The 14763-nt window shown below is 68.2% G+C and carries 9 protein-coding genes and 1 pseudogene; 3 read left to right on the top strand and 7 right to left on the bottom strand.

Going from position 1 to position 14763, the window contains the following annotated elements; translation table 11 throughout:
• Positions 1–59 precede the first annotated feature (59 nt).
• The 5 genes from AC50YM_RS00445 to AC50YM_RS00425 form a co-directional block, all read right to left on the bottom strand.
• On the bottom strand, positions 60–938 hold the full coding sequence (locus tag AC50YM_RS00445; protein ID WP_494955053.1) for a DNA-formamidopyrimidine glycosylase family protein: 879 nt from the start codon (positions 936–938) through the stop codon (positions 60–62).
• Positions 931–6114, bottom strand: a complete 5184-nt coding sequence (locus tag AC50YM_RS00440) for an Lhr family helicase (protein ID WP_494955052.1) — start codon at positions 6112–6114, stop codon at positions 931–933. Before AC50YM_RS00440 ends, AC50YM_RS00445 begins: the two co-directional genes overlap by 8 nt.
• A 158-nt stretch (positions 6115–6272) precedes the next feature.
• Positions 6273–6920, bottom strand: coding sequence for a DUF4232 domain-containing protein (locus AC50YM_RS00435; RefSeq protein WP_494955051.1), 648 nt, complete (start codon positions 6918–6920; stop codon positions 6273–6275).
• A 101-nt stretch (positions 6921–7021) separates the two neighbouring features.
• On the bottom strand, positions 7022–7750 hold the full coding sequence (locus AC50YM_RS00430) for a YcnI family copper-binding membrane protein (RefSeq protein WP_494955408.1): 729 nt from the start codon (positions 7748–7750) through the stop codon (positions 7022–7024).
• Between the two features lie 192 nt (positions 7751–7942).
• Positions 7943–8575, bottom strand: coding sequence for a hypothetical protein (locus tag AC50YM_RS00425; protein ID WP_494955050.1), 633 nt, complete (start codon positions 8573–8575; stop codon positions 7943–7945).
• A 507-nt stretch (positions 8576–9082) separates the two neighbouring features.
• On the opposite strand from AC50YM_RS00425, the pseudogene AC50YM_RS00420 reads away from it, so the two are divergent.
• The 3 genes and pseudogenes from AC50YM_RS00420 to AC50YM_RS00410 form a co-directional block, all read left to right on the top strand.
• A pseudogene (locus tag AC50YM_RS00420) lies at positions 9083–10246 on the top strand (IS110 family RNA-guided transposase); the annotation flags it as partial.
• A gap of 34 nt (positions 10247–10280) precedes the next feature.
• Positions 10281–12383: a helicase-like domain-containing protein gene (locus AC50YM_RS00415; RefSeq protein ID WP_494955049.1), complete on the top strand. Its 2103-nt coding sequence runs from the start codon at positions 10281–10283 to the stop codon at positions 12381–12383.
• Positions 12384–12656: 273 nt separating this feature from the next.
• Positions 12657–12830 (top strand): hypothetical protein, encoded by a 174-nt coding sequence (locus AC50YM_RS00410; protein ID WP_494955048.1) that lies wholly within the window; start codon positions 12657–12659, stop codon positions 12828–12830.
• A gap of 210 nt (positions 12831–13040) precedes the next feature.
• Here the strand turns inward: AC50YM_RS00410 and AC50YM_RS00405 are convergent, their stop codons facing one another.
• Positions 13041–13421 (bottom strand): hypothetical protein, encoded by a 381-nt coding sequence (locus AC50YM_RS00405; RefSeq protein ID WP_494955047.1) that lies wholly within the window; start codon positions 13419–13421, stop codon positions 13041–13043.
• A 70-nt stretch (positions 13422–13491) separates the two neighbouring features.
• Complete coding sequence (locus AC50YM_RS00400) at positions 13492–14484, bottom strand: EAL domain-containing protein (RefSeq protein ID WP_494955046.1); 993 nt, start codon at positions 14482–14484, stop codon at positions 13492–13494.
• Positions 14485–14763: the final 279 nt, after the last annotated feature.

Here is a 14763-nt window from a genome sequence, read left to right as displayed (position 1 = left end):
CGCTACCGGGGCGCCTCAAATAATTGGCGCGTCGCAGGCCCGTTGCCGCGTCATGGGCGTCACTGTGCCGGGACCATTCCGGCGCCCGGCAAGGGCTGGCACTTCGGGCAGTAGTAGATGTCGCGCTCCTCGGTTCCGGTGCCGCGGGCGAGGACTCCGCGCCGCACCGGGGTTCCGCACTTCAGGCACGGCTGGTGTTCCCGGCGGTAGACCCAGTAGCCGGGCAGCCCCGACGTGCGGCCCACGGCCACGCCCCTCGGATTCAGGACGGTGGTCCGGCGCCCCGCCCCCAGGTTCGCTTCCAGCAGCACCTTGGCATCGGTGATTATGGCCGCCACGTCCGGCACCGCCGACACGGGGGCCGCCGGATGAACTCCGGAGAGGAAGCAGGCCTCGCAGCGGTAGATGTTGCCGATCCCCGCGAGGTTCCGCTGGTCCAGCAGGGCGACGCCGATCGGGACCTCCGGTGCGGCGCGGATCCGCCGCTCGGCCTCGGACAGGTCCCAGCCGGGGCCGAGCAGGTCCGGTCCCAGGTGGCCAACCACGGAGTCTTCCTCGGAGGTGCGGACCACTTCGAGGATGCCGAGCGAGAACCCGACGGCGTCGGCCGCAGCGGTGCGCAGCACACAGCGGGCGGTGAATCCCGGCTTCCGCCAGCGGCCACCCGGAGGGTAGACCTGCCAGGTGCCTTCCATTTTGAGGTGGGAATGGATCGTCAGCCGGTCCGGTTCGGCCGTGCCGCCGTCACCGGGCCGGGCCGGGCCCTGCAGCCGCATCAGCAGGTGTTTGCCCCGCGGGACCACCTCGGTCACGGTCCAGCCGCCCAGTTTCAGGGTCGCGAACCGCGGCACACGGAAGTCGGAGGAGATCAGCTGCCGGCCGGCCAGCGCAGCATGCAGCTGGGCCGCCGCGCGGAAGACCGAATCGCCCTCAGGCACGGATCCTCAGCCCCTTGGGCGTGGAGTAGGCCCCGGCGTGCGCCAGGGCCGCGGCGATGGGCGTGTCGAGGATCCCGTGGCCGTTGACCTTTTCCATAATCAGCTTGTCCACCGCACCCCGGGTGACAACACTGACCAGGGCCGCGCCGGCCGCAGCCAGCACCTCCGTGTCCTCGCTGAACGCCAGCAGGGTCTTGCCGCCGCGTTCCACGTAAAGGACCAGGGCACCGTCGACCAGCACCACCAGAGCGCCGGCCTTCCGGCCCGGACGGTGGCCGGTTCCTGCTTCGACGTTCAGTGCGGGCCAGGGCAGGGCGGCGCCGTAAGGATTGGCGGGGTCCGGCGCGGCGAGGGCAAGGGCCACCGGTTCGGGTTTTTGGATCTGCGTGTCTTCGGCGTACGAGCGCAGCCGGTCCACCGTCGCCGGAACGGCAAACTGCGCCGCGCCAAGGTGCTCGATGAAGTACCCTCGCCGGCACCGGCCGGCTTCCTCCAGCCGGGCCAGGACCTTGTACATCAGGCCGAAGCCGCCCAGGATGTTCTCGGCCATGACGGAACCACGGGTGACCACGCCATACCGGTCGAGGAGGAGTTCCGCGGTGGCCCGGGCATGGATGGTGGCATCCAGTTCGGGGTCGGGCAGTGCGGACCAGCGGCCTGCAGCGAGCGGGGGAGTGGGCGCCGCGCCGGTGACGGATCCGTACCGGCCGCCGGTCAGCCCGGGGGATCCGAGCAGACCGGCTCCGTGGGCCCGACCCAGCCGGCTCAGCCTGGGGGCGCGGGCGCGGGGTGCGCGGGCGACCTGCCGGTGCGCGGTGTGGCCGCCGGCAATCATGGCCCGGACCGGGGCGAAGGTGTCGCCGGTGACCCGGCCCGCCCACGCAAGGTCCCAGAGCGCGGTGACAACGTCCTGGTCGCTGAGCACCGTGTCCATGCCGCCGGCGACCTCGGTCAGTTGCCGGAAGAAGTAGCCGCCGCCGTTGTTCCGCAGGTGGTCCAGCAGCCGCTGCTGGGAGTCGCCCGGCGCGAAGTCGATGGCCGGATTCAGGGTCAGTTCGGCGGAATCGGCCAGGTGCAGGCTGACCCAGCCGTCGTTGCCGGGGAGCGCGCCGGCGCCGGACCAGAGCACTTCGCCGGCCGCCATGAGCTCATCGAGCATCGCGGGCTGGTAGTCGGACACCCGGCTGGCGAGGATCAGGGGTTCCCAGGCGGACGCCGGAATCGGCACCCCGGACAGCTGGTCGACCGCGGTGATGATCCCGTCCAGCCCGCGCAGCGCCGACTGGCCGCGCTTGCCCGGGATCCGAACGTTTTGCCAGGCCGGCAGGAAGCGTCCGTAGGCGGCGGCATCCACGGGCTCGACCTCGGCGCGCAGCGCGGCAAGCGAACGCCGGCGGAGCTTCCGCAGGACTTCGGCATCGCACCATTCGCTGACACCGGCCAGCGAGGGGGGCAGGGGCGCGGCGGTGCCGGCGGTGCCCGACGACGGGCTGGACGCCGTGTCGCCGCCGCCGTCGTCGGCTTCCGGCGCCGGAGTGGGTGCGGGCGGGGGTGAGGCATGCGGGCGGAACTCGCCTTCCACCACCCGGCCGTCCGCCGCGAGGCGCTTCAGCGCCGTGGCGACGACGGCGACGCCGAGTCCCAGCCGGGTGGCCGCCTCGGCGGAAGTGAAGGGGCCGTGGGTGCGGGCATAGCGCGAGACGAGGTCTCCGAGTGGATCAGCGACCGGCTCGATGAAGGCCAGCGGCACACCCATCGGCAGCGGCACGCCCAAGGCATCACGGAGGCGGGCGGCGTCCTCCACCGCGGCGAAACGCTCGGTTCCGCCGATGTTGACCTTGATGGCGCGGTTGGCGCGCTGGAGCGCTGCCAGATGCGCGGCGGCATCGGCCATGAGTGCAGCGGCGACGGGGGCCGCGCGCTCGACCACCTGTCCGTCGGCCGGTGCAGCGTCGGCCGGTGCAGCGTCAGCCGGCGCAGCCTCCGCCGCCGGGCCCGGCCCAGCCGCCGGGCCCGGCCCGGCAACGGGTGCAGTGTCGGCTGCCGTTTCGAGCCGGATGCCGACTTCCTCCGGAGTCAGCGGACCGAGCAGGCGGAGCAGGTCCGCGACCCCCTCGAGCCCGCGCACCTTCCGATCCGGCGCGAGCCGCTGCAGCTCCCGCTCGGTGGCATCAATGACTTTGGCATCGAGCAGCTCGCGCAGCTCCACCCGGCCGAGGAGCTCATTGAGGAGGGTCGAATCCAGCGCCAGCGCGGCGGCCCGGCGTTCGGCCAGCGGGGAATCGCCCTCATACAGGAACTGCGCGACATACCCGAAGAGCAGGGACTTGGCGTAGGGCGAGGGCTGCTGGGTGGTGGTCTGCAGGATCCGGAGCTCCCGCCGCTCGATGGACGCCGCAATGTCCTTGAGCGCCGGAAGGTCGTACACATCCTGCAGGCATTCGCGGACGGTCTCGAGGACGATCGGGAACGTGGGGTACTTCCGCGCGACATCGAGCAGCTGCGCGGAGCGTTGGCGCTGCTGCCACAGGGGCTGCCGTTTGCCCGGATTCTGCCGGGGCAGCAGCAGGGCCCGGGCGGCGCACTCCCGGAAGCGGGAGGCAAACAGGGCGCTCCCGCCGACCTCCGCGGTCACGATCTGTTCGAGTTCCTCCGGGTCGAACAGGAACAGCTCGGCCCCGGGCGGCTCGTCCTCCATCATCGGCACGCGCAGCACGATCCCGTCGTCGGCGGCCATCGCGGAGCCGTCCATCCCATAGCGCTGGTGCAGCCGCTGCCCGACGGCGAGAGCCCACGGGGCATGCACCGGCATGCCGAACGGGCTGTGCAGCACCACCCGCCAGTCGCCGAGTTCGTCGTGGAAACGCTCCACCACCAAAGTGGTGTCGCTGGGGACCACCTCGGTGGCCAGCTTCTGCTCCGCGAGGTACTGGATCAGGTTGTTGGCGGCGAAATCGTCCAGGCCGCTGGCCTTGCAGCGTTCCATCGCCGGCCCGACGTCGGACGCGGACAGTTCGCGGACGAACGCACCGAGGGCGCGGCCCAGATCCACCGGCCGGCCCAAGGAGTCGCCCTTCCAGAACGGGAGTTTGCCCGGCTGGCCGAAGGCGGGGGAGACCAGGACCCGGTCGTGGGTGATGTCCTCGATCTTCCAGCTGGTGGCGCCCAGGGCGAAGACGTCACCGACCCGGGATTCGTAGACCATTTCCTCGTCGAGTTCACCGACGCGCCGGCCGCCCTTGGCAGCGGCGGCGGCCGGGCTGGCGGCCCGTCCGCCGGCGCTGGCGGAGCCGGCAGCGCCGGAGGACCCGGTGCCTTCGACCTCGGTGCCGATGATGTAGACGCCGAAGAGCCCGCGGTCCGGGATCGTGCCGCCGGAGGTGACGGCCAGCCGCTGCGCGCCGGGGCGCCCCTCGATGGTGCCGGCGTTGCGGTCCCAGATGATCCGGGGCCGCAGTTCGGCGAACTCGTCGGAGGGATAGCGGCCCGCGAGCAGGTCCAGGGTGGCCTCGAACGCGGAGCGGGGAAGTGAGGCGAACGGCGCTGACCGCCGCACGGTGGAGAACCATTCCTCCACATCGATGGATCCCAGCGCCGTGGCCGCAACGGTCTGCTGGGCGAGGATGTCCAGGGGATTCGCCGGCACGTAGAGCCGTTCGATCTTGCCGGCGAGCATCCGTTCCACCGTGATGGCGGTGTGCACCAGATCTGCGCGGTGCTTGGGGAACAGCACACCCTGCGAGATCTCGCCGACCTGGTGGCCGGCGCGGCCCACCCGCTGCAGCCCGCTGGCCACGGACGGCGGGGATTCCACCTGCACCACGAGGTCCACGGCGCCCATGTCGATGCCCAGTTCCAGCGAGGACGTGGCCACGACGCAGCGCAGCCGGCCGGATTTCAGGTCATCCTCGATCAGGGCTCTCTGGTCCTTGGACACCGAGCCGTGGTGGGCCCGGGCGAGGACCGGATCGGCGCCCGCGGTGCTGCCGGCCTGGGCCATCATGTGGGCCGGCGTCGCGGTGGAGGTTGGCAGCGCCGGGCCTGGCGCGGAGCTGGAGCGTGGCGGCACGGGGGCGCCGCCGGCCGGTGCTCCCGCCGGCACGGATTCGAAGTCGGGGGCGCCTGCGCCGAACTCGTTCCAGCCGACGCCCTCGGCCATCAGCTGCCGCTCGGCATAGATCTCATTGAGCCGTGCGGTGAGGCGTTCGGCGAGCCGGCGGGAGTTGGCGAACACAATCGTGGACTGGTTGGCCAGCACCAGATCCACGATTTTTTCCTCCACGTGCGGCCAGATCGAGGCCTGCGGCTGCAGTCCGGACGCGGGGCCGGAGTCGAACGCACCGGCGGCGCCCTGCAGATCGGACATGTCCTCCACCGGGACGGAAACCGTCAGGTCCCAGGTTTTCTTCGACGGCGGGCTGACGATTTCCACTGGCGCGGAGCCGGCGAGGAACTGTGCCACCAGCTCCTTGGGCTCAACGGTGGCCGAAAGCCCGATCCGCTGGGCGGGTTTCGGCAGCAGGGCATCGAGGCGTTCCAGCGACACGGCCAGGTGCGCGCCGCGTTTGGTGCCCGCCACGGCGTGGACCTCGTCAACGATGATGGTGTCCACCTCGCTGAGGGTCTCCCGGGCCTTGGAAGTGAGCATGAGGAACAGCGATTCGGGCGTGGTGATCAGGATGTCAGGCGGGTGGCTCAGCAGCGAGCGGCGCTCCGACGCCGGGGTGTCGCCGGAGCGGACCCCCACGGTGATCAACGGCGCGGGCAGGCCGAGCCGTTTGGCGGTCTGGGTGATTCCGATCAAGGGGGCGCGAAGGTTGCGTTCGACGTCGACGCCCAGCGCCTTGAGCGGGGAGATGTAGAGCACCCGGGTCTTGCGCTTGGGCGTTTTCTGCCGGGCACCTTTCGCCGTCTCCAGGCCGGGCAGCCCCTCGGGCTCTGCGGGGGCCGAGACGAGGAGCCGGTCGAGCGCCCAGAGGAACGCCGCGAGTGTTTTGCCGGAGCCTGTGGGGGCGACCACGAGGGCGTGCGCGCCGGAGGAAATTGCGTTCCAGGCGCCGTCCTGGGCGGGAGTGGGCGCAGCGAATGCACCCAGGAACCAGTCCCGGGTCGGCCGGCTGAACCGGTCCATGGCGTCGGCCGCGAGTGTCCCGCCGGCGAGCTCCTGCCCCTTCATTCCTCCATCATGCCTTACGGCAGTGACAGTCATTGGCGGGCGGTATCAGGGAGCGGATTCCGGCCGCCGTGAACAGCCGGGACCCCCTCCGAGGTGAGACTTCGCGCCGATGTGCCGTGGGCAGATGGGCGCGAAATCTCACCTCGGCGTTGTCGGGGTTACGTGGCTGTGAATACGCCGATGGTGAGCAGTTTGGGTCCCGGGTTGCTGCAGGCGTCCCTGGGCTGGGCGATGAACAGCGACGCCGTGTCCTCCGGCGGGTAGATCCGGAAGCCGGCTGCCGGAACGACGGTGCAGTCCGGGTAGTTGCGGGCCTGCGTGTAGCGCAGCGTGGCGGTTCCGGCCCGGCCGGGTGCGAGCAGCACGTCGGCTGCGGGTGTGGTCTCGTCGCGCGCCGCGGGGGCGCCGATCGGTTCGCCGTTCGCATTGGCGGTGAGGGAGACGCCGGCAAAGCCCCTCAGCAGGCACGGCTCGGCGCCGGAGTTCGTCAGGATCAGCGTCATGTAGACGCTGCCAGCGGCGCCGCCGCCGGTGGAATCGATCGTGGCTGCCAGTCCGGAGGCCTTGCACAATCCGGGGCCGGCCGGCGTGGACTGTGCCGGCGCTGCTGCGGAGGAGCTGGGAGCGCTGGTGGCGGTCGGGGCCGCAGAGGTGGCCGGCTGGCTCGAAGTGGTGGCGAGCGGGGACGCCGCGGTGCTGGATGTCTGGGCCTGCGGTGTGCCGCCGCCGCAGCCGGTGAGGAAGAGCGCTGCCGCGGCTGCCGCCGTCGTGAATACCAGTCTGTTCGTGATTCGCTGAGCCGTCATGGCACCACCTTCATGCCCTTCCCGCCCTGAGTCAATGACGCCACGACGGCGGCGCCCGATTGATGCCCGGATTGTGATTTCCGGGCATCAACCGAGGTCAGCTACTCCTTAGGTGCGGAACCGGGTGCGGAACCGGGTGCGGCGACGGGTGCCGGAGCCCGAACCGGTGAGGGCGTGTTCCCCCGGCCTCGGGCCAGGGCAAGGCCGCCGAGGGCGAGCCCGCCGACGCCGGCCACGAGCCCGGCCCAGCTGCGGGCCTGGGCGCCGTCGTCGCTCACCGCAGCGGCCTGGACCGTCCCGACGGTGGTTTCCGGGGCGCTCGCGGCGTGGGCAGTGTGTCCGTCGGCAGCGGCGGCGGTGACTGCAACGGAGGGTGCCGGTGCCTTGAGCGAGTGCGGATCCTGCCCCTCGGCGGGGAGCTGCGACCAGTCGGTCTGGCCGGTCTCGCAGTTCTGCAGTGTCGGGAAGTACAGGGTCTTGCCGGCAGCGTCGGGCAGTTTCACCGAGAGCACCAGGGCATCGCGGAGGGCCGGTTCCAGGGGTGCCTTGGCGGTGTAGACGATCTGGCTGGTCCGTTTGGTGATGCTGGTGCCGTCGGCGAGTTTCTTCGGTTCGGCCAGCTGTTCGGTGACCTTGGCGGCCGTCCAGTTCGGGTTGACCGTGGGCTGCGCATCGTTGAGTTCGGCGGGCAGGGTGATGGTCACCTTGGTGGTGCCGGACTCCTCGCAGCCGTGCGGGATTGCGAACGTCAACAGGGCTGGGGAGTTCGCGGTGGTCTTATCCGGAGTGACGCCGACGTGCGCCGACGCACCGGACAGGCCGGCAAGCATCAGGGCAGCGGTTCCGCCGGCGACTGCCGTCGCGGTGAGGGTGCGGCGCAGGACAGGGTGGGAGGAAATTTTCACAGGGGGTGCCTTTCAGGCGTGGGCGCAGCACAGCGGCAGGCGCACCAAAAAATGGGGTGGCGCGGCGGTGCTGGGCCTGGTGTCAGGGAACAGACGCGGCCGCGGCCGGGAAAGAAGTCAGGAAAATTCGACGGCGGCAGGCGGCCCGCGCCGGCAATCGCGCCGGAGGTTCCGCCAGGGCAGCGGCGCGGACTCCGCCGGCCAGCCGGCCACGGACGGTGCTGCGACGGCGTCGGGCATTCTGGCGGCGGGGAGCCGGAGCAGCGGGCGGAGCCAGGCTGCCAGCGACCACAGCGCATCCTCACCCCTTGCGAGGAGTACGGCGCAGAGGAGGGTGGCCAGCGCGTGGCCCGCCAGCATCAGTAGCGGGAGCCCGGACTCCAGCCCGGGTGCCGCGAGCTGGCTGCCACCGCCGACCGGGAAGGGAACCGTTCCGAGGTGGTGCGGAACGGTTCCGGCCGCCGGTCCGGATACGGAGCCGGCCAGGGCCGGGCCGCTGAAGGCGGCGAAGGCGTGGTGCAGGACCAGTTGTCCGGCCCCGAGCAGGCCCGCCATCGCGGGGAGGGTCAGCTTCAGCCGGGTCGCGGTGGTGGCGGCCAACCCGGTCAGCGCCAGCAGGGCCAGCAGGATGCCGGCGGCCGGGAGCTGCCCGCCGGCAAGGGTGTGGGCGCCGGCCGCCAGGGTCAGGACGGTGAGCGCCACCATGGCCGAGCGCAGGGCGTGGAACGGTGCTCTGGCGGCTGTGCGCATCGAACACTCCCTCCACCGGCGGCGGCCATGGTTGCTCCCGTTGGGGCTGCGGGTTTGTCCTGATTCTACCGGCGAGTTCTACCGCGGTGCGAAAACGGGCCGGTACGTGAAGCGGCCGCCCGCCACGAAAAAACACCCCGGTCTGAAGACCGGGGTGTTTCCATTTTTCAGTGGCGTGCCAGGGCTAGCCCCAGCGCACCGTGTCAGGTCACCGGGCTAGCGGTCCAGCGTCGCTGTCGCGCCGTGGTGGGAGAAAGTATGCGGTTGCCTCGCCCCGGGCTCTGGCCGCGAATGAGGTTTCGGGCAGATCATGGAGGTGTCTGCCGCGGTGGACGCCGGTTCGTCTATGGTGCCGTGGTTGAGCCTGTGGGCTAGCGTGGCGCGGAGGGCTTCCACGGGAACCGTGGATTGTTGCCTTTGGAGCACGAGTGTTAGATTCCTCTGTTTTCCCTGTCCTCCCGGCGGCAGACGCCAGCTAACCAGGTCGAGGTGTCAGGAGGAACAGTCATGGATATCGTGCATGAGCGGGCTGCCGGTTTGGACATTTCCAAACGCGACGCGAAGGTCTGTCTCCGGCTACCCGGGCAACGGGCCGGAACCTACACCTCCACGGTCACCACCTGGGGTGCGACCACGGGCCAAATCCTTGCACTGCAGGACTTCCTGGAACGCGAACACGTCACCACCGTGGTGATGGAGGCCACCAGTGATTACTGGAAACCCTTCTTCTATCTCCTCGAAGAAACGCTGCCCGTGATGCTGGTCAACGCCAAGGCCGCAAGGAATATCCCTGGCCGCAAAACCGATGCTTCCGACGCGGCCTGGCTGGCCCAGCTGGGCGCACACGGGCTGCTCCGGGCCTCGTTCGTCCCGCCGGAGCCGATCCGTGAACTGCGGGACCTGACCCGGGCCCGGTCGATCGCCACCCGTGACCGGACACGGGAGATCCAGCGCCTGGAGAAGTTCCTGGAAGGCTCCGGAATCAAGCTCTCCTCCGTGGTCTCGGACCTCACCGGTGCTTCGTCCCGGGCGATGCTCGAAGCCCTCGTCAGCGGTGAGCGGGACCCAGGGGTCCTCGCCGGCCTCGCCAAAGGCACCCTCCGCTCCAAAATCCCCGAGCTCGTGGAGGCCCTCACCGGCCGCTTCAAAAGCCACCACGCGTTCATGGCCCGGTTGCATCTGGACCAGATCGATGCCCAGTCCCGCATCATCGATGCGCTCACCGGGCGGATCGAGGAAGCGATGGAGCCCTTTCGTGCCGCCAGGGAATTCCTGGCCACCATCCCCGGAGTCTCACTCAAAGTCACCGACGTGATCATCGCCGAAACCGGCGCGGACATGTCCCGCTTCGAAACACCCGGCCGGCTCGCATCCTGGACCGGCGTCTGTCCCGGCGCCAACGAATCCGCCGGACGGATCAAGTCTGCGCACATCCTGCCCGGCAACAAATACCTCAAAAGTGCCCTGGGCATCGCAGCCCTGTCCGCTTCCCGGAGCAAGAACACCTACCTGGCCGCAAAATACTGGCGCGTCGCCGCCCGCCGCGGACCCATGAAAGCCATCGTGGCCGTCGAACACTCCATCATCACCGCCGTCTGGCACATGCTCGCCGACGGCGAATGCTACGCCGACCCCGGCGCCGACCACTTCACCCGCCTGGACCCAATCAAAGCCAAGCGCGAGCATCGTCAAGCGGCTCGAAAAGGTGGTCCTGGGACGGGAAGAACGCCTCAAAGCCAAGCTCGACACCCCCGCCGATCCGGGAATCAGCTTCGAGGAAACCGGCATTGACTACCTCGTGGTGGACGAGCTGCACGACTACAAGAACCTGGAGACACCCAGCAACATCCCCGGCGCCGGAATCCAAGGATCCAACCGTGCCTCGGACCTGCACATGAAGACAGAGTTCCTGCGCCAACGCGAGGGACGGCGCGTAATCACCGGAGCCACAGCGACACCCATCGCCAACTCCGTCACCGAAATGTACGTCATGCAGCGCTACCTGCGGCCGGACCTGCTGCAGGCTGCCGGGATCCAGGACTTCAACACCTGGGCCGCGACCTTCGGCCAGGTCGTTGAGGAAATGGAACTCTCCGTAGCCGGCGGGGACCGGTTCAAACTCAAGAGCCGGTTCGCCAAGTTCCAAAACGTCCCCGAGCTGCTGAAAATGTTCCACACCTTCGCGGACGTCAAAACCGCCGAAGACCTGAAACTGCCCGTCCCGAACCTCGCCCCACGGGACGGGGACGGGCTGCGCCAGCCGAACATGCTCACCGTGGAACCCAGCCCGGAGCTGCGCGAATACATCCAGGACATCGGCAACCGCGTGGACCGCATCCAGCAACGCCTCGTGGCCTCCGAGGAAGACAACATGCTCAAGGTCTCCTCAGACGGCCGCAAGGCCGCCCTGGACATGAGACTCGTCGACCCCACACTGTTCCAGCGCGGACCCACCAAGATCAGCGCCACCGCTGACCTGCTGGCCAGCGTCTACGAAGAACACAAGGACCGCATCTACACCGACCCGAAAACCGGCGAGCCAGACCCCATGCCCGGCGCCCTGCAGCTGGTCTTCTGCGACTTCGGCACACCCTCGGACCGGTGGAACGTCTACGGCGAACTCAAAGACCAACTGCGCCGCCGGGGCGTCCCCGAGCACATGGTCCGGTTCATCCACGAAGCAAAGAACGACACCGAAAAAGGCCGGCTCTTTGCCGCCGCACGTTCCGGGCAGATCGCCGTTCTGATGGGATCGACCTCGAAAATGGGTGTCGGCACGAACATCCAAAAACGCGCCGTGCACCTGGTGGACATGGACGCCCCTTGGCGGCCCTCCGACGTCGAGCAACGCCACGGCCGCATCCTGCGCCAGGGCAACCAGAACCCCGAGGTGCGCATCTCCCAGGTCGTCACCAAGGAATCCTTCGACTCCTTCATGTGGCAGGGACTGGAACGGAAATCCCGGTTCATCAACCAGATCATGCGCGGCCGCCTGGACGTCCGGGAAATCGAAGACATCGGAGACAACACCCCGAACTTCGCCCAGGCGAAAGCCAGCACCAGCGGTAACCCGCTGGTGCTGGAAAAGGCCGTCGCCGACCAGGAACTATCCCGCCTGAGCCGCCTGGACCGGGCCTACAACCGCAACATGGTTGCTGTCGCCCACACCAAACGCGGCGAACAATCGGCAGCCGACACCGCCGCCCAAGACCTGCCCCTGATCCAGGCAGCAGCGGCCCGGACCCTCGACACCACCGCGGATGCCTTCAAAGCCACCATCGACGGAAAGTCCCTCAACAACCGCGGCGACGCAGCCGAAGCACTCCGGGCATGGGCCGGCAAACAAGGCCACCGGCTCATGAATCTCTACGGCCACGACGAGCTCGGAACCATCGCCACCCTCGGCGGCCACGAACTCCGCGCCCGCCTCATGCCGGCCCGGGACCTCGACCGGGCAACCGTCGAAATACGCATCGAAGGAGTACCCAGAGCAACCACACAAATAGCCCGCCGCAGCCTGCTGTCCGCCGATCTAGGCACCATCAGGCAGCTCGAAAACAGAGTCTCATCCCTCCCAAAACTGGCAGCCGACGTCGAAATACGACGGCAGGAAGCACTCACCCACGTCGAACAAGCAGAGAAAGCCCTGGCGGAACCCTTCAAACACGCCGACGCGCTCAACGCCGCCCTGGCGGACTCAGTACGCATCAACCAGCTCATGGCCGACGCCGCAAAACCGGAAGAATCGGCACAGCCCGAACCCCCGGCCGAAATCGATCCCCGGATGAAAAAATGCAACGGCTCGTGAACGCCTCATTCCCGCCGCCAACAGGATCCGCGTCCGCCACCGCCACAACCGCCCAACCGCGGACCCCGGACCAGGGCCGCCAGCAACAACCCGAATACGGGGCGCTGAGGGGAAGAAGGGCGGTTTGCTGCGCCGCAGAATGCGCGGCGCAGCAAACCTAATGTCCCACGTAGCGTCCAGTTGGGCCTGTTAGGGTGGGCGGCGGTGCCGGGCCCGCGTATCCCCCAAGATTCGGGTCCGGCACCGCCAACAGCACCACGAGAGGCTCTTATGATGCGCTGGGAAACATACGACGTCCGCAACAACAAGAACACCGGAATGGGCAGCTTCAGCAGCCAGGAAGCAGCTGAATCACAGATCGAGCGATGGAAGATCCGGGACCGGCGCGGCGGCCGACCGGACATCCGCGACCTGATGCCGCATCTGGCGGCCCGGCCCGTCAGCTAGCCGCGGACCTGGCGCCCGTCGCACGACTGATCGCCGCGGCCAGCAAGCTCACGAATGCTGGCACCAACCCCGAATCTTGTTGTTGCCGATGAGCGTAGAGCAGAACGAGGTGTTTGCTCTGCACAGTAAAGATAAACGCACATTCAGGCCAAACATGCCCGGGCCCCGCGCCGCCTGAACATCATCGGGACCATGCTCCGTGACGCGTCCTTAGCCACGGTAGGAGGCGAGGTGCGGCAAATGAAGTTCAGTCAGGCGCTCGTTGAGGATCAACGCCAGCAGGTCGCAGTCGTGGGCGGGCAGCGGCATCAGTCCGTTCAGATACGCATCAATGACCCATATATCCTGGTTGCCCCTAGCCCCGAAATACATTAACCAGGCTTCGCGGACCTCAAGGTCCGCGAGCAGGAAAGCAACATGCGTCAATTTCTGCTGGTATTCAGCCATCAAAACCCATCCCCCCGGGGATCCCGCACTTTCGTAGAAGTGCGCGACGTCAGGCCAAGCCCAGATCAGCGCCATGGGGAGCGCTCCGGCCAAAATGGCCCCGGCAATCATGAAGAGGACCGCAACAGGAGACTCGGGCTCCATCGAGGTGGCATTCACCTTGATGGAATCTCAGAAAGGTTGGCAGCTCAGTGCTCCCGCTGCGGGACCGTGGTCAATACCAAATCGATGCTATTGGGTGAGAAATGTCCGATCCCGTCTTCGAAAGAACCGGGAGGCTCCATCGGGCCCAGTCCTGGTGGCGGGTGCTGGGCCGGTCGAGGAGGTAGCCTTGCACGGACTTCACGCCGAGACTGGCGACGGCCGCGAGTTCGTCCTGGGTTTCGATTCCTGCGGCGATAAGCGTTGATCCGAGCTGCTCGGCGAAGCCGACCATGGCCCCGACGCAGGCGTGTCGGAGGGGGTCCGTGTCGATTCCGGCGATGAGGTTGCGGTCCAGTTTGATGATGTCGGTTTGGAGCTTCCTGATGTGGCGGATCGAGTCGAAGTACGAGCCTGCATGGTCGATGGCGAGCCGGATTCCGCGATGTCGCAGGGGTGCCAGCGCGGTGACCAGGGCGGCGGTCTGCTCCACGGTCAGGGCTTCGGTGAGTTCCAGGACCATGCGGTCAGGGGCCAGCATAGATTCCTCAAGCAAGCCCGGCAGCAGGGGGTCCAAACAGGTGGCCGGGGACAGTTTCAACGCCACGTAAAGGTGGGTCGGGAGCCGCTGCGCGGCGTCGAGTGCGGATTCCAGGGCCGCGAATTCAAGTTCGCTTCCCAACTGCGCCTCGGCGGCTTCCGCGAACCAGTAGTCCGCGGCGCTGCTCCCGTCAGTGACGAACCGTGTGAACGCTTCGACCCCGACAGCGGAGCCGGTGGAGAGTTCGTAGATCGGCTGAAAAGCGGTCAAAAGCAGCCTGCCTTTCAGGACCGCCTCGATCCGCGAGGCACGCTCTGCCGGTGACGGGGTTCCGGCGTGCGGTTCAATGGCGGGCCCGACGGCCGGGGCAAACGCCATCGAGGTGCCGCCCGGGAGCCCGGTCAGAGACCTGAGGGCAATCAGGTGTTCGGTCAGTGCTGTTTCCGGGTGATCGGGATGGGCGGCAACGTGTTCGCGAAGCTGATCCCTGATACGGCCCTGCTCCGGAATGGGGTCTGCGAGCACCGTTTCGATAATGGCTGAGGCCTGCCGGCGTATACCCGTAGCGGTATCACGGGAGCACCCGCCCGGTGCCGGGTCAGCGAAAGATTGGCCTTTGGAGGATGTTGGAGAGGACGACGGTTCCATAGACATGGGCTATTCCCTTGTTCCCTGTCCCGGCTGAGTCCGGAACCGGCCCGCCTCTTCCACACACCAACACCCCGTGTCTCGGGGGAAGGCCGTGAACGCAATCTACCACGGCACGGAAACGTCTGACCCTTGTGGATTTGATTCCTTGTAAAC

This window comes from Pseudarthrobacter sp. RHLT1-30-1 (assembly GCF_059383415.1).
Note: the sequence above shows the minus strand (reverse complement) of the source record. Positions and strands in the feature narration are given on the sequence as shown.

Bases quoted from the DNA above. Each gene is read 5' to 3' on its own strand.
- AC50YM_RS00435 (WP_494955051.1), bottom strand. From the start codon at position 6,920: ATGACGGCTCAGCGAATCACGAACAGACTGGTATTCACGACGGCGGCA.
- AC50YM_RS00425 (WP_494955050.1), bottom strand. From the start codon at position 8,575: ATGCGCACAGCCGCCAGAGCACCGTTCCACGCCCTGCGCTCGGCCATG.
- AC50YM_RS00430 (WP_494955408.1), bottom strand. From the start codon at position 7,750: ATGCTTGCCGGCCTGTCCGGTGCGTCGGCGCACGTCGGCGTCACTCCG.
- AC50YM_RS00440 (WP_494955052.1), bottom strand. From the start codon at position 6,114: ATGAAGGGGCAGGAGCTCGCCGGCGGGACACTCGCGGCCGACGCCATG.
- AC50YM_RS00410 (WP_494955048.1), top strand. From the start codon at position 12,657: ATGCGCTGGGAAACATACGACGTCCGCAACAACAAGAACACCGGAATG.
- AC50YM_RS00405 (WP_494955047.1), bottom strand. From the start codon at position 13,421: ATGGAGCCCGAGTCTCCTGTTGCGGTCCTCTTCATGATTGCCGGGGCC.